The 22,825-nt window shown below is 65.0% G+C and carries 22 protein-coding genes; 7 read left to right on the forward strand and 15 right to left on the reverse strand.

Annotated elements, in window-relative coordinates:
- The first annotated feature begins 2 nt into the window (after positions 1-2).
- Complete coding sequence (locus P6U27_RS28205) at positions 3-1,133, forward strand: hypothetical protein (RefSeq protein ID WP_407192863.1); 1,131 nt, start codon at positions 3-5, stop codon at positions 1,131-1,133.
- A 150-nt stretch (positions 1,134-1,283) separates the two neighbouring features.
- Here the strand turns inward: P6U27_RS28205 and P6U27_RS28210 are convergent, their stop codons facing one another.
- The 3 genes from P6U27_RS28210 to P6U27_RS28220 all read right to left on the reverse strand — a co-directional run bounded on the left by P6U27_RS28210 (position 1,284) and on the right by P6U27_RS28220 (position 2,879).
- Complete coding sequence (locus tag P6U27_RS28210; RefSeq protein ID WP_122404893.1) at positions 1,284-1,772, reverse strand: VOC family protein; 489 nt, start codon at positions 1,770-1,772, stop codon at positions 1,284-1,286.
- A gap of 36 nt (positions 1,773-1,808) precedes the next feature.
- Entirely contained in the window at positions 1,809-2,237 is a 429-nt protein-coding gene (locus P6U27_RS28215) for a VOC family protein (RefSeq protein WP_407192864.1), read from the reverse strand.
- Between the two features lie 129 nt (positions 2,238-2,366).
- Entirely contained in the window at positions 2,367-2,879 is a 513-nt protein-coding gene (locus tag P6U27_RS28220; RefSeq protein ID WP_129144981.1) for a cupin domain-containing protein, read from the reverse strand.
- Between the two features lie 129 nt (positions 2,880-3,008).
- Between P6U27_RS28220 and P6U27_RS28225 the strand changes: the two genes are divergently transcribed.
- Entirely contained in the window at positions 3,009-3,227 is a 219-nt protein-coding gene (locus P6U27_RS28225) for a CsbD family protein (protein ID WP_122404896.1), read from the forward strand.
- 60 nt (positions 3,228-3,287) lie between these two features.
- On the opposite strand, the gene P6U27_RS28230 is transcribed toward P6U27_RS28225, so the two are convergent.
- The 5 genes from P6U27_RS28230 to ggt form a co-directional block, all read right to left on the reverse strand.
- On the reverse strand, positions 3,288-3,752 hold the full coding sequence (locus P6U27_RS28230) for an FKBP-type peptidyl-prolyl cis-trans isomerase (protein WP_122404897.1): 465 nt from the start codon (positions 3,750-3,752) through the stop codon (positions 3,288-3,290).
- 60 nt (positions 3,753-3,812) lie between these two features.
- Positions 3,813-6,104 carry a xanthine dehydrogenase family protein molybdopterin-binding subunit gene (locus P6U27_RS28235; protein ID WP_407192865.1) on the reverse strand — a complete coding sequence of 764 codons (2,292 nt, stop codon included), beginning with the start codon at positions 6,102-6,104 and terminating at the stop codon, positions 3,813-3,815.
- Between the two features lie 2 nt (positions 6,105-6,106).
- A complete protein-coding gene (locus P6U27_RS28240) occupies positions 6,107-7,084 on the reverse strand; it encodes an FAD binding domain-containing protein (RefSeq protein WP_407192866.1) in 978 nt (325 codons plus the stop codon).
- A 43-nt stretch (positions 7,085-7,127) separates the two neighbouring features.
- Positions 7,128-7,742 (reverse strand): (2Fe-2S)-binding protein, encoded by a 615-nt coding sequence (locus P6U27_RS28245; protein ID WP_129144977.1) that lies wholly within the window; start codon positions 7,740-7,742, stop codon positions 7,128-7,130.
- Between the two features lie 180 nt (positions 7,743-7,922).
- Complete coding sequence (gene ggt, locus P6U27_RS28250) at positions 7,923-9,509, reverse strand: gamma-glutamyltransferase (protein ID WP_407192867.1); 1,587 nt, start codon at positions 9,507-9,509, stop codon at positions 7,923-7,925.
- A gap of 194 nt (positions 9,510-9,703) precedes the next feature.
- Here ggt and P6U27_RS28255 point away from each other — a divergent pair, with 194 nt between their 5' ends.
- Positions 9,704-10,486, forward strand: a complete 783-nt coding sequence (locus P6U27_RS28255; RefSeq protein ID WP_407192868.1) for a rhodanese-related sulfurtransferase — start codon at positions 9,704-9,706, stop codon at positions 10,484-10,486.
- Positions 10,476-10,694, forward strand: a complete 219-nt coding sequence (locus P6U27_RS28260) for a SlyX family protein (RefSeq protein WP_407121724.1) — start codon at positions 10,476-10,478, stop codon at positions 10,692-10,694. Before P6U27_RS28255 ends, P6U27_RS28260 begins: the two co-directional genes overlap by 11 nt.
- Positions 10,695-10,742: 48 nt before the next feature.
- On the opposite strand, the gene P6U27_RS28265 is transcribed toward P6U27_RS28260, so the two are convergent.
- Both P6U27_RS28265 and P6U27_RS28270 read right to left on the reverse strand, forming a co-directional pair.
- On the reverse strand, positions 10,743-12,647 hold the full coding sequence (locus P6U27_RS28265; protein WP_407192869.1) for a diguanylate cyclase: 1,905 nt from the start codon (positions 12,645-12,647) through the stop codon (positions 10,743-10,745).
- Positions 12,648-12,817: 170 nt separating this feature from the next.
- Positions 12,818-13,033, reverse strand: a complete 216-nt coding sequence (locus P6U27_RS28270; RefSeq protein WP_122406831.1) for a hypothetical protein — start codon at positions 13,031-13,033, stop codon at positions 12,818-12,820.
- A 110-nt stretch (positions 13,034-13,143) separates the two neighbouring features.
- Between P6U27_RS28270 and hemE the strand changes: the two genes are divergently transcribed.
- Positions 13,144-14,178 (forward strand): uroporphyrinogen decarboxylase, encoded by a 1,035-nt coding sequence (gene hemE, locus P6U27_RS28275; RefSeq protein WP_407192870.1) that lies wholly within the window; start codon positions 13,144-13,146, stop codon positions 14,176-14,178.
- Positions 14,179-14,545: 367 nt separating this feature from the next.
- On the opposite strand, the gene hemC is transcribed toward hemE, so the two are convergent.
- From hemC to P6U27_RS28290, 3 genes are all read right to left on the reverse strand, one after another.
- A complete protein-coding gene (hemC, locus tag P6U27_RS28280) occupies positions 14,546-15,526 on the reverse strand; it encodes a hydroxymethylbilane synthase (RefSeq protein WP_407192871.1) in 981 nt (326 codons plus the stop codon).
- Between the two features lie 24 nt (positions 15,527-15,550).
- On the reverse strand, positions 15,551-17,176 hold the full coding sequence (locus P6U27_RS28285) for a GMC family oxidoreductase (protein WP_407192872.1): 1,626 nt from the start codon (positions 17,174-17,176) through the stop codon (positions 15,551-15,553).
- A 254-nt stretch (positions 17,177-17,430) separates the two neighbouring features.
- Positions 17,431-18,021, reverse strand: a complete 591-nt coding sequence (locus tag P6U27_RS28290) for a TetR/AcrR family transcriptional regulator (protein ID WP_407192873.1) — start codon at positions 18,019-18,021, stop codon at positions 17,431-17,433.
- 174 nt (positions 18,022-18,195) lie between these two features.
- Here P6U27_RS28290 and P6U27_RS28295 point away from each other — a divergent pair, with 174 nt between their 5' ends.
- Both P6U27_RS28295 and P6U27_RS28300 read left to right on the forward strand, forming a co-directional pair.
- A complete protein-coding gene (locus P6U27_RS28295) occupies positions 18,196-18,561 on the forward strand; it encodes a nuclear transport factor 2 family protein (protein ID WP_407192874.1) in 366 nt (121 codons plus the stop codon).
- Positions 18,562-18,896: 335 nt separating this feature from the next.
- Complete coding sequence (locus tag P6U27_RS28300; protein ID WP_407192875.1) at positions 18,897-20,858, forward strand: putative bifunctional diguanylate cyclase/phosphodiesterase; 1,962 nt, start codon at positions 18,897-18,899, stop codon at positions 20,856-20,858.
- Positions 20,859-21,077: 219 nt separating this feature from the next.
- Here P6U27_RS28300 and P6U27_RS28305 read toward each other — a convergent pair whose 3' ends face one another.
- Together P6U27_RS28305 and P6U27_RS28310 are read right to left on the reverse strand one after the other, a co-directional pair.
- A complete protein-coding gene (locus P6U27_RS28305; protein ID WP_407192876.1) occupies positions 21,078-22,058 on the reverse strand; it encodes a PDR/VanB family oxidoreductase in 981 nt (326 codons plus the stop codon).
- A gap of 11 nt (positions 22,059-22,069) precedes the next feature.
- A complete protein-coding gene (locus tag P6U27_RS28310) occupies positions 22,070-22,822 on the reverse strand; it encodes a GntR family transcriptional regulator (RefSeq protein WP_122404911.1) in 753 nt (250 codons plus the stop codon).
- Between the last annotated feature and the right edge of the window lie 3 nt (positions 22,823-22,825).

Consider the following 22,825-nt stretch of genomic DNA (forward strand, 5'->3'; position numbering starts at 1 on the left):
CGATGGCGAAGCTCCCGTTGAAGCGCCTCATCCTCGCCGGCTTGCTTTCCGCCGTGGCGGCGCTTGCGCTTGTCGCGTTCGATGTTCTTCCGGCGGCAGCCCAGGCGACCTGCGAGATCGAATGCAGCGAGCCGTCGCCTACGCCGACCTATTCACCGTCCCCGACGCCCTCCCCTTCGCCTAGTCCCTATCCCTCGCCGTCGCCGTCGCCATATCCGTCTCCTAGCCCGACGCCGACCGGTGCGGATTCCAGCGGCAACTCGATCGGCGGCCTCGCCAATCAGCGCTTCAACCAGATGATCACCAACCGGGTGCTCGGCACGGTGCTGCTCGGTGTCAACGAGCAGATCAATTGCAGCGATTGCATCAGCGCGTTCGGCTCGGCCGGCTCGTTCTCGGCCGGCATCCACGGCCGCAAGGAGCTGACCAACAATCTGTCGCTGCTCGCCGGCATCGCCTACACGCAATACAGCGAAGGCGGCTACAAGATCACGAGCGCGCCGATCGGCGCCTTCGCGCTACGCTATGACTTCACCGACTGGGGCTCGTCGCGCCCGTTCTTCGATGTCGGCACCATTCTGACGCCATGGGAGAAGGCACGCTACACGCGCAGCTACGACACCAGCCTCGGCCCGGTCAGCGTGACGAGCTCGACCAACGCATCGAACTACGCCGTCTACGGCCGTGCCGGCTGGATCAGCCGCCTCTCGCCGCGCGACGAGGTCGCGGCCTCGATCGAAGTCTGGCAGCTCTGGCAACGTGTGTCGGGCTACACCGACAGCGCAGTGGCGTTCAATCCATTCGACGCCAGCATCGCGACCGGCACCGACCGCACCAGCCTCATCAAGATCGGCGGCCAGTGGACGCATCTGTTCGGCAGCAACATCGAGACCAACATCAATGGCGGCTGGGTGCAGTCGTTCGCCAGCCATAGCGGCATCGTCGCCACGGTGACCGGCAACGGCGTGGTGGTGCCGACCATGGGCAACCAGGGCTGGTTCGAATATGGCGGCCGCCTCGGCTTCCGCGTGCAGAAGGGCTGGATCGTGGACCTGTTCGCCAACGGCACACTGGGCCCGCAGCCGGTGGGCAATACGATCCACGGCGGCGTGGGGCTGAGGATCAACTATTAGCGGCGGCCCGCGGCCACAAACTCTGCTGTCATTCCCCGCGCAAAGCGGGGAATGTGTCGGCTATGTCCCCGAACACCCGTCGGTCATGTCCCCGGGCTGAACATCAAGCCGGGCGATGACACCGATCTCATGACGAGAGCATTCCGACCTTCACGCTGCCGACTTGCCCTCGAACGCGCGGCGCAAGGCTTCCACGTCCAGCTTCACCATCTTCATCATGGCCTGCATCGCACGCGCGGCCGCGGCCTTATCGGGGCTCGACAGGAACTCGAAGATCACCTTCGGCACCACCTGCCAGGCCACGCCCCAGCGATCCCTCAGCCAGCCGCACTGCTCCTCCCTGCCGCCATGGGCGAGGAACGCGTTCCAGACGCTGTCGACCTGGGCCTGGTCGTCGCAATGGATCATCAGCGAGATCGCGTGGGTGTATTCCATCTTCATGCCGCCGTTGAGCGCGACCAGCGGCTGTCCGGCCACGGTGAACTCGACCACGAGCACGGAGCCTTCCTTGCCGGAGGGCCCGTCCGAAACGTTGCGCTGGACGTGCGTGATCTCTGAGTTCGGGACCAGCGAGACGTAGAATTTTGCGGCGTCCTCGGCATCGCCGTTGAACCACATGCAGGGCACGAGCTTGGACATCGTGAATGCTCCTCTTCAGGTCTTGATGGGCTTGAATCAGGCGTTCGCCACGTCGGGCTGCAGGGGGGCGGCCGCGAGGTCCATCCAGTTCACGCCCCACATATGACCATCGGGATCCTCGAAGCTGCGGCCGTACATGAAGCTGTATTCGTCTTTCGGGCTGGGATCGGGCATCCCGCCCGCAGCCTCGGGCTTTGCGACGATATCGTCGACATCGCTGCGGCTGTCCGCGGACAGGCAGAGCAGCACCTGGTTCGAAGTCCTGGCGTCCGCGATCGGCTTCGGCGTGAACTGGCGGAATTTGTCGTGGGTTAGCAGCATGACGAAAATGGTCTCGGAAAAGACCATGCAGCTCGCGGTCTCGTCGCTGAATTGCGGGTTCTTGACCGCGCCGACCGCCTCGTAGAAGGCGGTCGCGAGCTTGAGGTCGGTCACCGGCAGGCTGACGAAGATCATCTTGGGCATTGGAAGCTCCTTGGGCGGGGTTCTGCCCAAGGACGGACGACCAGGCCGCCATCCGACACCGCTTCCGACGATTTTTTGAATCCCGGTCTGCGGGGTTCTGTCGCGCCGCGCCCGCGCCCCTGAAGAGTCTTACTTCTTCTCGTTGGGATCCCGGTGCACCGGGTCGATCCACAGCACGGTCTCGGGCTTCTCGACTGGCTCGATGTCGAGGTTGATCGCCACCGCCTCGCCGTCGCTGCGCACCAGAACGCATTCCAGCACCTCGTCCGCGCTGGCATTGATCTCCTGGTGCGGCACATAGGGCGGGACGAAAATGAAGTCGCCGGGACCGGCTTCCGCCGTGAATTGCAGGCTCTCGCCCCAGCGCATCCGCGCCTTCCCCTTCACCACATAGATGACGCTTTCGAGATGGCCGTGATGATGCGCGCCGGTCTTGGCATCCGGCTTGATGCTGACCGTACCCGCCCACAATTTCTGCGCCCCGACGCGGGCGAAATTGATGGCGGCTGCGCGGTCCATGCCTGGCGTCGACGGCACATTGGTATCGAGCTGGTTGCCGGGAATGACGCGCACGCCGTCATGTTTCCAGCGATCGTCGTGATCGTGGTCATGGTGGGAATGCGAGTGGTCATGGCCGGTCATTGGACTTGCTTTCTGTTGGTTCCGTGCGCGGCAAAACTAACCCAAAGGCGCAGCCGCAAGCCATACCAAAATCGGAACGCTGCCAGCTGCCGAGCGTTGTCGCACCGAGCAAGATGGAAGGAGCGTTTCATGGGTAGCACGAGCGACAAGATCAAGGGCAACGCCAACGAGGCGATCGGCAAGGCCAAGCAGGGCGTCGGCGAGGCCACCGGATCCGACCGCATGAAGGGCGAAGGCGCGGTGCAGGAGGTCAAGGGCAAGGGTCAGCAGGCCATGGGCGATGCCAAGGACGCCGCCAAGGATGCGATGGATCGCGCCGCCGCGGCGGCACGTCGCGCGGCAGAGTAATGCGCGTAAGATCGAAAATGAACAAGACCGGCCAGCAGGCCGGTCTTGTTGTTTGAGCCGTCACTTCACCGCGAGCAATTCCACGTCGAACATCAGCGTCGCATTCGGCGGGATCACGCCGCCGGCACCGCGTGCGCCATAGCCGAGCTGCGGCGGGATGATCAGCGTGCGCTTGCCGCCGACCTTCATCGAGGCCACGCCTTCGTCCCAGCCGGCGATGACGCGGCCCTTGCCAATGGGGAATTCGAACGGCTCCTTGCGATCGAGCGAGGAGTCGAATTTCTTGCCCTTCTGGCCGTTCTCATAGAGCCAGCCGGTATAGTGCATCACGCAGATCTGACCGGGCTGCGGCGAAGCACCGGTGCCGACGGTGGAGTCGATGATCTGCAAGCCTGAAGCTGTGGTCATGGTCTTTCCTGCGGTCTGGGCCGAGGCCGTGGTGGAAGCAAAATGCGACACGCCCGCGATCACGGTGATCGCGAGTGCGGACATCAGGGCGAGGAGCACGCGCCGGAAACGCTGCATAAGGCACCTTCCGTTTGAGGCGGGAGGTGTCTAACCCAACGCCGTCGCCGTTTCCACCCCTTAGATCTCGATATTTTCCAGCCGCACCGGCAGCTTGCGGATACGCTGACCGGTGGCGTGATAGAGCGCGTTGCAGACCGCAGCATTGGTGCCGACATTGGCAAGCTCGCCAAGGCCCTTTGCGCCCACCAGGTTGATATGGTCGTCCTGCTCGGAAAGCATGATCACCTCGACGCCGGGCACATCGGCATTCACGGGCACGAGGTAGTCGGCAAGATTGTCGTTGACGTAGCGCGCATTGCGCTCGTCGATCTCGGTGGCCTCCAGCAGCGCCGAGGACATGCCCCAGATCAGACCTCCCATGAGCTGGCTGCGCGCGGTGCGCGGATTCATGATTCTGCCCGCCGCGAACGCGCCGACCAGGCGGGGACAGCGGATTTCGTGTGTGAAGCGGTTGACGCGGACCTCGACGAACTCCGCCCCGAAGGCGTAGGCGATCTGGTCTTTCATGGCGTGACCGCCGATCAACCGCACGTGACCCGTGTGCATGGCCTGGAAGGAATCCAGCGGCGCGCCCTCCGGCTTCCACTCGCCATACTCTTCGACCACGCCGACGCCGAGCGCATCGAAGGCCTTGTCGAGATCGAGGGAGCGATCGCCTCTCGCCGCCTGGGTCGAAGGCGCCGGGCTGATGCCGACGGTCTCCTTGGCCTTGTCGGCGAGGCTGTCGCTCGGCATCACCGCCTTGAACAGGCGCTGGCGGATCTGGTCGCACACCATCATCACCGCAGAACAGGTGCTGGCGGTCGAGTTCGAACCGCCCGCCACCGGCGCCGGCGGCAGGTCGCTGTTACCGATGAAGACTGCGACCTTCTCGAGCGGTACGCCGAGCCGCTCAGCCGCGGTCTGGGCGATGACGGTATAAGCACCGGTGCCGATCTCGTGCCCGGCGATCTCGACGCGGGTGCGGCCGTCGCGCTGCAGGCGCACGCGCGCGGCGGACGGCGCCATCTGCGTCGGATAGCAGGTCGCGGCGCAGCCGTAGCCGATCAACCAGTCGCCGTCCGACATCGATTTCGGCTGAGGCGAGCGTTGCGCCCAGCCGAACGCTTTTGCGGCTTCGTCGAAACAGGCCATGAGCGAGCGCGACGTGTAGGGCTTGCCGTTGATCGGCTCGTTCGTGGTGTCGTTGATGCGGCGAAGCTCGATCGGGTCCATGTCGAGCTTGACCGCAAGCTCGTCCAGCGCGCTCTCCAGCGCGAACAAATACGGCATCTCGGGGGGCGATCGCATGAAGCCGGGCGTATTGCGATCGGCGCGCACGATCGAGACCAGGCTGTCCACATTCGGGCAAGCATAGAGCCGCGTCGTCGTCTTGGTGCCGCCGACGCAATAGGCGTCGGGGCGCGAGGAGACTTCGGCCCCCTCATGCCTCAAAGCGACCAGCCTTCCGTCCCGGTTCGCACCGAGCTTGATCTCATGCCGCGTCTCGGCGCGATAGGTCGCAATGGTAAAGCCCTGGTCGCGGGTCGGGACCAGCTTGATCGGGCGGTTCAGGCGCTTGGCAATGCCGGCGATGATGGCAGTCCGGGGCGTCATCGAGCCGCGCGAACCAAAACCGCCGCCGACATATGGATTGACCACACGCACCTTGTCGGCGTCGATGCCGAGCTGCTCGGCCACGCCGTTCTTCAGGCCATAGACGTACTGACTGCCCTCGTAGATGACGAGATTGTCGCCCATCCAAACGCAGCTGGTCGTGAACAGCTCCATCGGATTGTGATGCTGCGTCGGCGTATCATAGGAAGCGGTGAGCTTGACCTCGGCCGTCTCGAACGCCTTGGCGAAGTCGCCGACCGCGGGGTCTTCCTTGAACTGCGCGTTCTGTCCCTTGGCGGCTGCCATGGTTGTCCCCGGCGAGTCGAAGCTCGCGCTCGGCGCCGCCGCGGTGTAGCTGACCTTGACGCGATTGGCCGCCTCGCGCGCCGCCTCATAGCTCTCCGCGATGACCACGGCGATGATCTGGCCGTCATGCGCGATTTCGGCCGACTTCAGCGGCTGGATCGTGGTGCCGGCATAGCCGCCGTTGCTGAAGAGTTTCGATTCCTTCAGCTTCGGAGCGTTCTCGTGCGCGACGATGTCGATCACGCCGCGGACGCGCCCGGCATCGTCGAGATCGAAGCGGTCGATACGACCCTTGGCGATGGCGCTGGTGACCAGGAATGCGTAGGCCGGATTGTCCAGCGGCATGTCCGAGGCATAGGTCGCCCGCCCCGTGACCTTTGCGGCCGCATCATAGCGCGGCACGGATTGGCCCATATTCGCCTTGGGCTCGGGAGCTGCAGCGGTCATGGTCAGATCTCCATCGTTACGGCCTGCTGAAGCGCACGAGCCACCACACGCTTGCCGAGCGCGATCTTGAAGCTGTTGTGCCGACGGCCGCGGGCGTCCGCAAAGGCGGCCTCGGCGATGCGCTGTCCCAGCGCTTCATCGAACTTCTGCCCCTTCAATAGCGCCTCCGCCTCGCGCGCCCGCCACGGCACGGTGGCGACGCCGCCGAGCGCGACGCGCGCGTCCCTGATCGTGCCGTCCTGCACATCGAGCGCGATCGCGGCCGATGAGAGTGCGAATTCGTAAGATTGTCGGTCGCGTGCCTTGAGATACACCGAGCGCGGCCAGCGTCCGGAAATGGAGAACGCCGAGATCAGCTCGCCAGGCTGAAGCGTGGTCTCAATCTCAGGCGTGTCGCCGGGGGCCTTGTGCAACTGGGCAAAGGGCATCGTGCGCGTACCGGCCTTGCCCGTGATCTCGACCGTAGCATCCAGCGCGATCAGCGCCTGGGCAAAATCACCAGGATAGGTCGCGATGCACTGATCGGAGGTACCGAGCACCGCATGCATGCGATTGACGCCGTCCATTGCGGCGCAGCCAGACCCGGGATTGCGCTTGTTGCAGTTTTCATAGGAGACATCGCGGAAGTAATTGCAACGCGTCCGCTGCATCACATTGCCGCCGAGCGTCGCCATGTTGCGCAGCTGGGCGCTGGCGGCGAGCTTCAGCGAATCCGCGATCACCGGATAGCTGCGCTGAATCTCGGCGTGGGCGGCCACGTCGGACATCTTTGCGAGCGCGCCGAGCCGCAAGCCATCACTGCCTGGCTCGATCGCCGACCAGGCGCGCGCCAGCGGATTGATATCGACGATCGTGGCGGGCCGCATCACATCGAGCTTCATCAAATCGATCAGTGTGGTGCCGCCGGCAAGCGGTTGCGCCGTCGCTTTCGTCAATGGATTGTTGGCGGCCGCTGCGGCGCCGAGCGCCTGCACGGCCATATTCGAGTCTGATGCTCTCTGATACAAGAACGGTCGCATGCGCCTAGCCTTTCATGATCTCGGGCGCGGCCTGCTTCACGGCGGCGACGATGTTGGGGTAGGCGGCGCAGCGGCAGATGTTGCCGCTCATATATTCGCGGATGTCGGCCTCGTTTCCCGCATGCCCCTCCTTCACGCACGCCACGGCGGACATGATCTGGCCAGGCGTGCAGTAGCCGCACTGGAATGCGTCGTTGTCGATGAAGGCCTGCTGCATCGGATGCAGGCGGTCGTCGGTGGCGAGGCCCTCGATCGTCGTGATCTCCTGCCCTTCGGCGGCGACCGCCAGCGTCAGGCACGATACCACCCGGCGATCATCGATCAGCACCGTGCACGCGCCGCACTGGCCGTGGTCGCAACCCTTCTTGCTGCCGGTGAGCTTGAGATGTTCACGCAGCGCATCGAGCACCGTGGTGCGTGCGTCGAGGCTCAGGTGCTTGTCCTCGCCGTTCACCCGCAGCGTGACCTCAACGGGAAGCGACGGATCCTGCGCGAGGGGCGCATTTGCATCCTGCGCGGCCGCGCGCGCCGTCATCGGAACCAGCACACTTCCGGCGGCACCGGCCATGAAGGCGCGCCGATCGAATCCAGATGGTCGGGAACTTGATTTGTCGGACATGGGCCAGCCTCCGCCGCTATCGAGAAAAGCAGCGCACGCCTGCACCGCTCATCGCCGCATAACTTGGAGCAATGAGTGCAGTTCCGAACGAGAAAGGGCGGCGCTGCAAATGCCGCGCCGCCCCTCGTCAACTTTTCCTGATCGCGCGTCCTGATCTCGTGCGCGGAACCCCGCGCGAGCTCAATAGCCGAGCGCGCAGCCGTCCTTGCGCGGATCGGAGCCGCCGGTGAGCGTGCCCTTGTCCCAGTCGATCCAGATCGCCTGGGCGCCGCCGAGCGGGCCGACAACGCTGGTGGTCTTGTGGCCGAGCTTCTTCAAACCTTCGACAATCGCAGCCGGCACGCTGTCCTCAAGCTGGTATTGCCCCTCGTAGTGCAGGCCGCGCGGCATGTCGATCGCCTCCTGCACGTCGCAGCCGTAATCGAGCATGTTGGTCAGCAGATGAGTCTGGCCGGTCGGCTGGTACTGGCCGCCCATCACTGCGAAGGACATGGTGGAACGGCCACCCTTGGTGAGCAGGCCCGGCATGATCGTGTGCAGCGGGCGCTTGCCACCTTCGATGCAGTTGGGATGACCGGGCTGGATGCGGAAACCGCCGGCGCGGTTCTGGAACAAGACGCCGGTCTTGTTCGAGACGATCGCCGAGCCGAAGGAATGCGCGACCGAGTTGATGAACGAGCAGACGTTGCGGTCCTTGTCCACCACCGTGATGTAGATGGTCGAGGGGTTCATCGGCGGCGCGACGTTCGGCAGGTCGAGCATGCCGTCCATGCGGATCTTGCTGATGTACTCGTTGGCAAAGCCCTTCTCGAGCATCTCGGCGACATTGATCTTCATGTGCTCGGGAGAAGCGACGTGCATCTCGCGGTTCATGTAGGCGATGCGCGCGGCTTCCGCCTCGAGATGGAAGCGCTCGACGCTGACGGGCGCGTACTTGGTCAGGTCGAAGCGCGACAGGATGTTGAGCATCAAGAGCGCGGTGACGCCCGGGCCGTTCGGCGGGCACTGCCAGACGTCGTAGCCCTTGTACATGGTGCCGATCGGCGTGGTCACTTCGGTCGTGTGCGCGGCGAAATCGTCGAGCGTGTGCAGGCCGCCGATGCCGCGCAGCGTCTCGACCATATCCTCCGCGATCTCACCCTTGTAGAAGGCGTCGCGGCCGTTCTTGGCGATCGCGCGCAGCGTCTTGCCGAGTTCGATCTGGCGGATGATGTCGCCGGCCACCGGCGGCTTGCCGCCGGGCAGCAGGTAGCGCACGGTGTTGGTGCCGTTCTTCAGCTTCTCGAACTGGTTCTTCCAGTCGAAGGCGATGCGGGGCGCGACGACATAGCCCTCCTCGGCCGCCTTGATCGCGGGCTGGAGCAGGCGGTCGAAACCGAACTTGCCGTGGTCGCGCAGCACGGTCGCGAAGGCGTCGATCACACCGGGGATCGAGACCGCATGCGCCGAGGTCAGCGGCACGGATTTGATCTTGCGCTCGAGATACCAGTCGGCATTCGCCGCCTTGGGCGCGCGGCCGGAGCCGTTATAGGCGACGATCTTGCCCTCGCCGCGCGGCTGGATCAGCGCAAAGCAGTCGCCGCCGATGCCAGTCGATTGCGGCTCGATCACGCCAAGCAGGGCCGAGCCCGCGACAGCCGCGTCCACCGCCGTGCCGCCCTCACGGAGCACCTCGATCGCGGCGAGCGACGCCTGCGGATGCGAGGTCGCCACCATCGCGTTGGTGGCATGGACCGTGGACCTGCCGGGGAAATGAAAGTTTCTCATCGAATGTCTTGCTCTCTTGGCCGTCGGCGCGGGTGCGCGCCATCTCGAAAACCGCGTCTACATGACACATTCCCGCCCGGCGGGGCAATGCTGGCATACCAGGCAAATGGCTGCCATCCGCTGGGCGTATGGATTTTCGAGGCAAACCGCCGTGCGGGTTTTCCGGAGGGCCGCCGCCTGCTAAACGAGCCGCCATGTCTGATCGGAATTCGACAACCAGGGTCGCGGCCTTCTATCAATTCGTCGCCCTCCCCGATTACCGCGAGCTGCGCGAGCTGCTGCGCGCGTTCTGCGCTGGCCTTCATCTGAAGGGCAGCGTGTTGCTGGCGCAGGAGGGCATCAACGGCACGGTCTCCGGTGCGCCGGAGGCGATCGACGCCTTCGCCAGCGAGCTCGCACACGGCAACATGTTCGGCGGCCGGCTCGACAATCTCGAATTGAAATTCTCGACTGCGGAAGCGATGCCGTTCGGGCGCCTCAAGGTGCGGCTCAAGAAGGAGATCGTCACGCTCGGCGACGAGACTGCCGACCCGGCCCGCCAAGTGGGCACCTATGTCGATGCCGCCGAGTGGAACGCGCTGATTGCGACGCCCGACACGCTGCTGCTCGACACCCGCAACGCCTTCGAGGTGGCCATGGGGACATTCGAGGGCGCGGTCGACCCCGGCATCAAGAGCTTTGGCCAGTTCAAGGATTTTGCCGCAGCCAGCCTCGATCCGGCGCGGCACCGCAGGATCGCGATGTTCTGCACCGGCGGCATCCGCTGCGAGAAGGCGAGCGCGCATCTGCTCGCCCGCGGTTTTGCCGAGGTCTATCACCTCAAGGGCGGCATCCTCAAATATCTCGAGGAGGTGCCGGAGGCGGAGAGCCGCTGGCGCGGCGAATGCTTCGTGTTCGACGAGCGCGTGGCGCTCGGCCACGGCTTGCTCGAACGGGGCCTGCGCGAACAGGAATTGGGGCACGGCCGTGACCGATGAGATCAAGACGCTGAGCGAGCGCATCGACACGCTGGAGACGCGCCTCGCCTACCAGGACGACACGATCGAGACGTTGAACCAGACCATCACCGCACAATGGAAGCAGATCGACGCGTTGACGCGGCAGATCGCTCAGCTCAATGAGCGGCTCCAGGAGGCCGAGGCAAACGCGCCCGGACCTGCCAACGAGCGTCCACCGCATTATTGAGATCTCGTGCCCCGGGCACGCAGCGTCGCGTCCGGGACTCATCGCGGCTTATTGACCAGACGCCTTGAGCATCACGCTGGCCACCTCACCCGACATCACCAGGCGGTCGCGGCCTGCGTCCTTGGCGGCGTAGAGCGCCCGGTCGGCAGCTTCGACCAGCGAGGCCACCCCCGCCGTGCGCTCCAGCACCGGCCGGCAGGTCGCACCGCCGATCGAGGCGGTGACGCATCCGGCCGCCAGATTGGTGCGATGAACGAGGCCGGCATCGTGAATCGCGCTGCGGATCCGCTCGCCGACCCCTGCGCAGCTGGCGGCATCGATGTTCGGCAGCAGCACGGCGAATTCCTCGCCGCCATAGCGCGCCGCCAGATCGCCGGCGCGCTGCGTTTCGGCCGCGATGATTTTTGCGATCCGGCGCAGGCAGGCATCGCCGGCGGGATGGCCGTATTCATCGTTGTAGGCCTTGAAGTGGTCCACATCGATCATCAGCAAAGCAAGGCTGGAGCGGTCGCGATAGGCGCGGGCCCATTCCTCCTTCAGCCGCTCATCGAAGCGGCGGCGATTGGCGAGGCCGGTGAGGCTGTCCTCGATCGCAAGCATCTCGAGCCTGGTTTCCAGCTTCTTATGCTCGGTGACGTCGCGGGAGATCGCGACCACGCCGTCGATGCGGCCATTGTCCTTGCGTGTGACCTGCATGGTCGATTCCAGCCAGATTTCGCCGTTCTGCCGGTGCGAGTTGCGATAGGTGAGACGCGCCTCCTCCTTCTCGCCACGCTTCATGGCGTCGACGATCGCCTGGACCTCCGGCAGATCCTCCGGATTGATGCCTGCAAGAGCCGGCGTACCGATCAACTGATCGGGACGCCAGCCGACGATGCGGACCGAGGAGGGCGAGACGTAGCGCAGCCGCTCGTCGAGCCCGATGCGCGTCACCATGTCGCTGGAGCCTTCGGCGAGCAGGCGGAAATGCGCCTCCTTCTCGGCCAGCGCGACGGCCATGCGCTGGCCCCGCTGCAACTGCCGCACCAGCACGCCGCCGATGACCGCGATCAGCATGACCAGCGCGAGCACGTAGAGCATGCGGGAGATTGCCGCGGCGCGCCAGGGCGCGAGCAACTCGTCCTTGTCGACGGTGGCGAGCAGCAGGAGCGGGAAGCGGCTGCTGCGATTGAAGAAGCTGACGCGCTCGGCACCGTCCAGCGACGACTTGAAATGATAGGCACCCTTGGGCCGTTGCAGATCCGGCTCGCGGAACAACGGCTTGTCGGAGACGCTGCGTCCGACGAATGTCTCGTTGCTGGGATTGCGCGCGATGATCAGGCCGTCGCCGTGCATCAGCGCCACAGCGCTGTTGCGGCCGATCTCGAACTGCTCGTAGAAATGCGAAAGATAACCGGAGCTGGTGGTCGCGAGCACCACGCCGCCGAAGCTGCCGTCCTGCTTGTTGAAGCGGCGCGACAGGGTGATGACCCACTCGCCGTCCAGGAGGCTCTTCACGGGACGGCCGACATGGGCCTCGCGCTTCGGCGAGAGCTGGTGATATCGGAAGAACGCATCGTCGCTGAAGGTCGAGCCGATCGTACCGGGCGAGGTCAGCGAGTTGCCCTGATCGTCGATGATGGCGAGGCTGTGGATGCGCGCGATCGCCTTCTTGCGCGCTTCGAGGAGGTTGCCGAGCTTGGCGATCGTGGCCGGTCCAGTGCCATCCATCTCCAACCGGCTGACCACGCCGACGACGCCGGAGTCCAGGAGATCGAGGCTGTCCTCGGCATGCTGTGTCAGCGAACGGGCGACGTTCGCCATCTCCGCCTCGGCGGCCTTGAGGACCGCGTCGCGTGCCGCCCATTCGCGCCAACCGCTGACGCCGAGGATGGTCGTGCAGGTCAGCACGACGAAAGCCGCCGCGCGCAGCGGCAGACGGCTCCATCCGGCTCGTTGGGTAACAGCGCTCATGCGGCAGGGTTCTCCGATCGACGGGAGACTCTGCCGCTTGTGTTATTGAAGTCTGAAATCAGTACCGGAATACGCGGCGACTCCCCCGTTTCCAGTAGTCTTACGGACGCAAATCCAGGCATCGCTAACAAGACATTAGCACGCCTATCGGAGTCCGGCGCGCGGTGCTGCTAGCTGAAGATGGCCTTAACCTTGTCCCAGAATGAGGAGTGCTCGGCATCCGCATCGGCCTTCGAAGGCGTCGGCTGTGCGGCGCTTACGGGATCTGAAGCCGGGAACGTATCCTTCAGCCCGGCGTCGAGCTTGGCATTGCGATCGGCAGCGAGGGCCTCGCGCAGATCTTCGGCGTGCTTGTCGTGCGGGGCGGGATTGAATGTCTGAGCCATGAGATCCTCCTCCATTCGCCGGTCAACGCGGCGCATTTGCCTCGGTTCCCCTGTTCCGCTCGGGCCTTTGGCGGTGTATCAGGAACCTCAAATCTGCATCAGGACAGTTCGTGCCCCAGTCTGCAAAAAAGCCTTTCATCGACGTGCTCTCCGGCCAGCGCCAGACCGTCCCGCCGACATGGATGATGCGTCAGGCCGGGCGCTACTTGCCGGAATATCGCGAAGTGCGCGCCAAGGCCGGCGGCTTCCTCGATCTCTGCTTCAATCCAGAGCTTGCCGCCGAGGTCACGCTGCAACCGGTCCGCAGATTCGGCTTCGACGCGGCGATCATCTTCTCGGACATCCTCGTGATCCCCTACGCGCTCGGACGCTCGGTGCGGTTCGAGGTCGGCGAGGGCCCGCGGCTCGAGCCGCTCGACGATCCGTCAAAGGTCGCGACGCTGGCGCCGCGCGCTGATCTCGGCAAGCTTCAACCGGTGTTCGACGCACTGAAGATCGTGCGCGACGCGCTAGATCCCAGGATCGCGCTGATCGGCTTCTGCGGGGCGCCGTGGACGGTGGCGACCTACATGGTCGCCGGCCACGGCACGCCGGACCAGGCGCCGGCCCGGATGATGGCGTACCGCCATCCCGAGGCATTCTCCAAAATCATCGACGTGCTGGTCGACAGCTCGATCGAATATCTGCTGGCGCAGCTCGCCGCCGGTGCCGACGCGTTACAGATCTTCGACACCTGGGCCGGCGTGTTGCCGCCAACCGAGTTCGCGCGCTGGTCGAGCGAACCGACGCGGCGCATCGTGGCGGGCGTGCGTGCGAAGGTGCCGGATGCGAAGATCATCGGCTTTCCGCGCGGGGCCGGCGCGCTGCTGCCCGCTTACGTCGAGGCAACCGGCGTCAACGGCGTCAGCATCGACTGGACCGCGGAGCCAGCCTTCATCCGCGAGCGCGTGCAGAGCAAGGTCGCGGTGCAGGGCAATCTCGATCCGCTGGTGCTGATCACAGGCGGCGCCGCGCTCGACCGCGCGGTCGACGACGTGCTGGCCAATTTTGCGCAAGGGCGGCTGATCTTCAATCTCGGCCATGGCATCCAGCCGGAGACGCCGATCGCTCATGTCGAGCAGATGATCAAGCGGGTGCGGGGATGATCTTTCCGCCTCTCGGGAGGCGCAAACAAAAAAGTGCGAAAACAACCCCATGCACAGTAGAGAGACCACGCCCGATCAATGACTTAGCGCGCGCTGAAATCAGATGAGACGTCATCGCACCAGATCGCGCCGAGGTTTGACTCGTCGGGCAAAACAGGAGCAGGCTTCGAGAAGGCCAGCGTGCCAACCGGCTCTTGGTGCAGCGGGTTAGACGACGGCTCCTCATCACACCCGTCATTGCGAGCCAGCGGGTCCGCGCGAAGCGCGGCCCGATGACAGGCTCAGCGAAGCAATCCAGAATCTTTCCGTAACAGTCTGGATTTGCTTCGCTGCGCTCGCAATGACGACGGCGGTCGCGGAAAGCGCGTCAGCGCGGGCGGCTGCGCTCGATGATCTCCGCCGCACCCTTCGCCAGCAGATCGAGCCCTACCGCACGGCCGAGCTCGCGCGGGCGATTGGCCGGGCCCGTGCACGATGCTTCGATGATGGTGTTGCCGGAGAGGTCGAGCACCGAGGCGGTGAGCGACATCTGATCGCCTGATATGGTCGAGAAGCCCGCCACCGGCGAATTGCAATGACCGTTGAGCACCCACAGCACCTCGCGCTCGGCATCGGCTGAGGCGTGGGCCAAGGGATCGTCGATCGATGACAGAATTTGTCGCGTCTGCCAGTCCCGCGCCGCGCATTCGACCGCGACGATGCCCTGCCCCGCCGCCGGCAGCATCTCCGCCGCGGTGAATTCGTGCGCGATGCGGCTCGACAGACCGACGCGATCGAGGCCCGAACGCGCCATGATCAGCGCATCTGCCGGCCCCACCGCACCGCCATCCGGCAGGCGCTGCTTCTCGCCGTTGTCGAGTTTTCGCACGCGGGTGTCGGCGGCGCCACGGAAATGGATCACTTCCACCTCCGGGAACAACCGCCGTGCATAAGCCGCCCGGCGCACGGCGTTGGTGCCGATCTTAAAACCCTTGCCGCGCGACTGACGCAGCGCCTCCAGCGTTACGCCATCGCGCAGCACCAGCGCGTCGCTCGGCGGATCGCGCGACAGCGTGGCGCCGATGACGAGGCCGGGCGTGTCCTCGTTGCCCGGCATGTCCTTCAGCGAATGCATCGCCGCCTGCAATTCGCCCGAGAGCACGGCGGCGCGGATCTGCGCCACGAAAGCGCCGCCCTTGCCGCCATGTGGCAGCAGCTTGCTGGTCTGGTCCAGATCGCCCGTGGTGTCGAACTTGACGATCTCGACGTCGAGACCCGGCACGGCGGCGGTCAGGCGGCGCGCGATCTCGTCCGTCTGTGCCAGCGCCATGGCGCTCTTGCGGGTGCCGATCTTCAGTCGCGTAGCCAAGCCGCTGTCCTTTCTAGCCGCAAATCAACGCGCCTCCTCTAATAACATGTCGGAGGCCTTTTCAGCGATCATGATGATCGGCGCGTTGGTGTTCCCCGACACGAGGTCCGGCATGATCGAGCCGTCGACGACACGAAGGCCGTCGAGCCCCCTCACCTTCAGCCGCTGATCGACCACGGCAAGCGCGTCATTGCCCATACGACAGGTCGAGGTCGGATGGTAGATGGTGCTGCCGCGTTCACGGCAGAAATCGAGCAGCTCGGCATCCGTGGATACCTTTGGCCCGGGATCGTACTCGCTGACCACGAACGGCTTCAGCGCCGGCGCGTTCAGGATCTTGCGCAGGATTTTCAGACCCTCCACGTTGGTGGTTCGATCGGTCTCGGTCGACATGTAGTTGATGCGGATCTCCGGCGGCACGGTCGGGTCCGCGCTCTTGATGCGCAGGGAGCCGCGGCTTTCGGGACGTAGCTGGCACACCGAGGCGGTGAAGCCGGAGAAATCATGCAGCTTCTCGCCCATCTTGTCGGTCGAGAACGGCAGGAAGTGCACCTGGATGTCTGGCGAAGCCAGCCGCGGACTGGTCTTGAAGAAGGCTCCGGCCGTGCCCGCCGCGATCGTCAGCCAGCCCTTGCGGAACAGCGCATAGCGCGCGCCCGCCATGGTGCGACGAAGCGGATGGTTGATGGTGTCGTTGAGCGTGATCTTCTGCGAGCAGCGCATCACGATGCGGACTTGCATGTGGTCCTGAAGGTCGTGACCGACGCCCGGTGCGTCCAGCACCACCTCGATGCCGTGCTTGCGCAGGAGATCGCCAGGGCCGACGCCGGAGAGCTGGAGCAGTTGCGGCGAGTTGTAGGCCCCGCTCGACAGCACGACCTCCTTGCGCGCCCGTGCGCGGCGCAAGGCAGCGCCTTGGCGGTACTCGACACCGACGGCGCGGCGTCCCTCGAACAGGATGCGCTGGGCGAGCGCGCCCGTCTCGATCTTGAGGTTGCCGCGGGCCTTGGCAGGGCCGAGATAGGCCACCGCCGTGGAGGCGCGGCGACCGTTGCGCGTCGTGGTCTGGAACAGGCCGACGCCTTCCTGCGTCGCGCCGTTGAAATCAGGGTTGTAGGGCAGACCGGTCTCGACGGCAGCATCGATGAAAGCCTTCGACAGCGGATCGGTCACGATCATGTTGGAGACCGGCAGCGGTCCGCCCTTGCCGTGATAGTGATCGGCGCCGCGCGATTGGTCCTCGGCCTTCTTGAAATAGGGCAGCACGTCGTCATACCCCCATCCCGTGTTGCCGAGCTGGCGCCAGCGGTCATAGTCCTCGTGCTGACCACGGACATAGAGCAGGCCGTTGATCGAGCTCGAGCCGCCCAGTGTCTTGCCGCGAGGCTGGAACACCTGGCGGCCCTTCAACTCGGGCTCCGGCTCGGTCTGGTACATCCAGTTGACGCTCTTCTCCTTGAACAGCTTGCCGTAGCCGAGCGGGACGTGGATCCAGATGTTGGAGTCCTTCGGGCCGGCCTCGAGCAGCAGCACGCTGTGCTTGCCGTTCGCAGAGAGCCTATTGGCCAGCACGCAGCCGGCAGAGCCAGCGCCGACGATGACGTAATCGAATTCGGGATCGTTGAGTGCGAGAGAGGAATTTGCGTTCATGCGCTACTGTTCTTTTTTTGTTGGTATGGCGTTTCCAGTTCGTCACTTCACCTCTCCCAGCGGAGAGAGGTCGGATTGCGCACGGCAATGCGCAGCATCGTCCGTAGCAATCCGGGTGAGGAGCCGCAATGGCAAGTGAGACCGTACCCCCTCACCCGGATCGCATCTACGACGCTATCCGACCTCTCCCTACGGGAGAGGTGACCGAGTGCGGCGTCAACACCATCCACATCACTCGCTCCGCATTAACACAATCATGCGCGCACGCGCAGTGCCTCGACCAGCGACTTGAACGCACGGGCATATTCCGCGCCTGCCCTTGCGTTATCGGCACGGCCGGCGCAGGCGACCGCGGCCTCCGTCACGGCGCCGAGCAGCAGCCGCGCTAAGGGCTCGACCGGCTGCCGCGCGATCAGGCCGGCCTCCATCGCTGCGGAAAGCGCACGCGGCATCTTGCCGCCGAAGTGCTGCGCGTCGATCTCGCGCCAGCGTTCCCAGCCGAGCACGGCGGGACCGTCGCGCAGGATGATCTGGCCGGTCGGGCCCTTGGCGGTCGCGGCAAAGTAATGCTGGGTGCCGGCGACCATCGCGGCGAGCACGTCCTTCTCTGCCCGCGCCGTGCGGTCGATCTCGGCAACGAGGTCGCGCGAGACCTGATCGAACACGGCTTCGAACACCGCCTCCTTGGTCTTGAAGTGATGATAGACCGCGCCCTTGGCGACGGAGGCGCCTTCGGCGATCTCGTCCATGGTAGTGGCGGCAAAGCCTTGCGTGCCGAACAAGCGGCGCGCCGCCGTCAGGATCGCTTCCGTCGTCGCCGCCCGCCGCTCCGCCTGTTTCGCCATGGCTCTCGTCTTGCGTCCACCTCTCCCCGACGGGGAGAGGTGTTCCGAGTTCTTGGCTCGCATCGATTCAAACTCACTCCCCCTCTAATCGAATTCAGCGCGGACGGCCAGTTGACTTTTCGACCATCGGTCGGTATTTACCGACTATCAGTCGGTTTTAATCGTGAGGTCGCCATGCCGAGCCGTGACATCGTCGAAGCCTTTGCGAAACTGCTGGAGGACGGGGACTTCGTCGGCGCGATCGAGCAATTCTATGCGCCCGATGCTGCCACCTACGAGAACAACGCCGAGCCGACGATGGGACGCGACAAGCTGGCGGCAAAGGAGCGCGGCGTGCTGGCCGCTTTCAAGGAGGTCAAGGCCGTCCGCGTCGGCCCGAGCCTGATCGAGGGCGACCACGTCGCCACGCGCTGGGTTTTCAGCTTCACCAATGCCGAAGGCGTCGTCCGAACGCTGGACGAGATCGCGTGGCAGGCCTGGCGGGGCGATGAGCTGATCGAGGAACGGTTCTATTACGACCCGAAGCAGCTGGGGCGGTGACGCCCCGAGCTGCTGTCATCGCCCGGCTTGACCGGCGATCCAGTACTCCGAGACAGCTGTGATTGAGGACAGCTGTGATTGAGCCGAGAAGCCGCGGCGTACTGCCCCGGTCAAGCCGGGGCATGACAGCGGAACTGCTCGCTAACATGCTCCTTCCGTTACATCCGTAACGCAAGGCGTCGCATTTGTATCGATTTGTTATCGATACCTTGCTTTGAACACGCAGGAGTGGTCGCAGGCAAGCTGGCTAGCGTGGAAAATTCATAGTTCGTCAAAGGTTTGTAGCGAATTCTCCGGATCGAGCTGGACGAACGGCCCTGCTGCTAGGCTCTGGGATGCGGACTCAAACGACCAACTATGTCGCACGGTTGTTCGCCGGCGATCTGTCGGCCTTTGGCGGTCCCGCAACCGACGAGGCGATGGCCGGCCATATCCGCGCCGAACAGATGTCGCTGGTGCTCGGCTATTCGGTCGGCATCATGCTCGCCAATGCCTGCAACGCCATCGTACTCGCCATCGCGCTGTGGCAGTCGCCGGACTGGATGTTCGCCCTGATCTGGGCGGTCGCGGTCGCCGCCGCCGCGATCGGATTTTGCCTGCAATCCTACGCCGCGCGCCGCATCACCAAGCCGCAATTCGTCTCGCGCCGCGCCATGTACCGGCTGGTGCGCAATGCCCTCATTCTTGGCTCCGCCTGGGGCATCGTCCCGGTCGCGTTCTTCGCCGGCGCCTCGACCGGCGGACAGCTCGTCATCACCTGCCTGTGCTCGGGCATGCTGGCCGGAGGCGCGCTGGCCTTCGCCACGATCCCGATCGCGGCCATCGCGTTCACGGCGCCCATCTTCCTCGGCATCGCGATCTGCCTCAGCAGGAACGGCGACCTGGCCTTCCTGCTGATGGCCTTCCTCGTCGTGGTCTATGGCAGCGTGCTGCTGCGCAACGTGTTCGTCAATTCGTTCTCGTTCGCGCGGCGCGTGATACGGCAGATCGAGGCGGAGCGCACGGTGCGCCAGGACTCGCTGACGCAGCTGCCCAATCGCTTCGCCTTCAACGAGACGCTCGATGCCGCGCTGAAGCGACTGGCCCTTTCCGGCGAGGAGTTCGCGGTGCTGCTGCTCGATCTCGATCGCTTCAAGGAGGTCAACGACAAGTTCGGCCATCCCGCCGGCGATGACTTCCTGGTGCAGGTCGCAGGCCGCCTGCAGCGCTGCACCCGCACGGCCGAGCACATAGCGCGCATCGGCGGCGATGAGTTCGCACTGGTGATGGCCAATCTGGCGCGGCCCGAGGATGCGCTCGAAATCGCCGAGCGCTTCGTCGCGGCGTTCGACGAACCGTTCCAGATCGAAGACCGCCAGATCATCGGCGCGACCAGCGTCGGCATCGTGCTGGCCCCTCGCGACGGCAACACGGCGCTCGACGTCATGAAGAACGCCGATGCGGCGCTCTACCGTGCCAAGAAGGCGGGGCCGGGCACGGTCTGCTTCTTCGAACAAGCGGACGACAGGCTATCTCGCGACCGCAAGGCGCTGCAGTCGGACCTCGAAGGCGCGATCGCGCGAAACGAGCTGTTCCTGGTGTTCCAGCCTTTCCTCGATATCCGCGACAACCGGATCACCGGCTTCGAGGCGCTGTTGCGCTGGCGGCATCCTTCGCGCGGGCTGGTGCCGCCGAGTGAATTCATACCAATCGCGGAAGAGACCGGGCTGATCCACGCGATCGGCGAATGGGTGATCCGCCGCGCCTGCGCCACCGTGGCGCAATGGCCGGAAGAGATCAGGGTCGCCGTGAACTTCTCCGCGGCGCAGTTCCACAATACAGGCATTCTTCAGATCATCGTGCAGGCGCTCGCCGACGCCAAGATTGCCCCGCACCGGCTCGAGATCGAGATCACGGAATCGATGCTGCTGTCGAAATACGGCTCGGCCGCGACGGTCCTGAACGCATTGCTGGAGCTCGGAGTCACCGTGGCGCTCGACGACTTCGGCACCGGCTTCTCGTCGCTGACATACCTGCGCAAGCTGCCGTTCAGCCGCATCAAGATCGACCAGTCCTTCATCCGCGACATGCTGGTGCAGCCGGACTGCGCCGCGATCGTGAAGTCGGTGATTTCGCTGGCACGCGACCTCGACATCGGCGTGGTGGCGGAGGGAGTCGAGACCGCCGACCAGCTCGAATATCTGCGCCAGATCAGTTGCGACGAGGTGCAGGGGTATCTCATCAGCCGGCCTGTTTCGGCCGATGGCGTGCTGGCGCTGCTCGATACGAAGAAGCTTCGGGCGATTTACGCGGCGTAGGTGCCAGCGCTTCCAACCGCGTCATGGCCTGGCTCGTACCGCCCATCCACGCGTCGGCTCCGAGCATGAAGAACGTGGATGGCCGGGACAAGCCCGGGCATGGCGACCTCTCCTAGAGCATGATCCGGAAAAGTGTGCAGCGGTTTTCCGAAAAGATCATGCTCAAACAATAACCTGAAGCGCGATGGCGATTCATCCCGATCCCATCGCGCTTTAGTGTCAGATCGCATCCGCCCGCAGCAGGGTGTCCACCGTGATGGTGCCGCGCGCGCGAGAGACGCAGGCGCAGATCTTCCGGTTGCTCTGTTTCTGATGATCGCTGAAGAAGACGTCGCGATGATCGATCTCGCCGTCGACCGCGACCACGTCGATGGCGCAGAGGCCGCATTCGCCGCGCTTGCAGTCGTACATCACGTCGTGGCCGCTGGCGTTGAGCACGTCCAGCATCGAGCGCTCGCGCGGGATCTCGAGCTCGACGTTCGAGTCCTTCAATCGCACGCGAAAAGTTTCGGTCGGCAGCGTGCCGCTGGAGCCGAAGGTCTCGCAGCGGAGATCGGGCAGCGGGTGGCCGGCCCCGATCCAGGCATGGCGCGCGGCGTCCAGCATCCGCATCGGGCCGCAGAACAGGGCCAGCGTACTTTGCGGCAACGAGGCGAACAGCGCGTCGAGATCGAGCCGCCGGCCCTCGTCGCTGGCGTGAACAACCAGACGGTCCCCGAGCATCGCGGCGAGATCGTCGAGATAGGCGGCCTCACGGCGCGAGCGCACGGCGTAATGCAGCGCGACGTTTGCCTCGCGCCGCGCCAGTGCCTGCGCCGCGCCGAGGATCGGGGTGATGCCGATGCCGCCGGCGATCAGGCAGTAGTTTTCGCGAGCCCAGTCAACCGCAAGGAGCGAAGCGGGCCGGGTGATGTCGAGGCGCGCGCCGGGTGCGAGCTGCCACATGTAGCGCGAGCCGCCGCGGGAATCCTCAGCGCGGCGCACCGCTATTCTGAAGCCATGCGAAGAGGCTTCGCCGACCAGCGAATAGGATCGCGTCTCCGGCAGGCCGTCGATGGTGACGCTGACATTGATGTGGCTGCCGACCGGATAGGACGTGACGTCGAACTGATCCGGCCTGATCAGAAATTCGCGGATGCCGGGCGCGAGATCGCGCGTCGAGACGAGTGTCGCCGGAATCCGGGTTTCGACGAAGCGCATTGTGACTGCCCTCAATCGGTTGCGGTCTTGATCAGCGCGAGCGCCGGCAAGAGGTCGAGATGGGTGCGGTTGCGCAGCGCGAGCCGCAGGTTTCGCACCGCGAGCCGGGCATGCTCGCGCATGATGGCCTCGGCGCGCGCGCCCTCGCGGTTCTCGATGGCGTCGATCACGACGCGATGGTGCTCCTGGGCGATGATCAGGATCTGCTGCGCCTCGGGCAGCGCCGACTGCGCCATCACGAAGCCGCTTGGCGATGCGAACGGCAGCGCTGAGGCGCGGTCGATCTGCCGGATCAGGGGCTGGCTGCGGGACAGTTCCGTGAGCAGCGCGTGGAAACGCGCATTCAGCGTGACATAGGACGAGAAGGCATCGACCGAGATCGGCACCTGGCGGAGCAATTCGTCGATTGCGGAAAGGCACTCCTTCAACGATTCGAGCTCGCGCGCGGAGACGCCGCGCTCGGCGGCAAAGCGCGCAGCCAAACCTTCCAGCGTGCCGCGCAGTTCGATGGAATCGGAGATGTCGCGCTCGGAGAACGCCTTCACCATGAAGCCGCCCGAGGGGATCGCCTCCAGCAGGCCCTCCTCCTCCAGCCGCACCAGCGCCATGCGCACCGGCGTGCGCGAGGCGCCGGTGGTCTCCACCGCCTGCAGCTCGGAGATGCGCTCGCCGGGGCGTAAAGACCCCGACAGAATCTGATCGCGCAGCGCGAGCTGCGCCTTCACGGTCTGCGAGACGGAGCGGTCGACCTCACGCTCGGCCATGAT

This window comes from Bradyrhizobium sp. STM 3566 (assembly GCF_045571445.1).
In the GTDB taxonomy this organism is placed as follows: domain Bacteria; phylum Pseudomonadota; class Alphaproteobacteria; order Rhizobiales; family Xanthobacteraceae; genus Bradyrhizobium; species Bradyrhizobium vignae.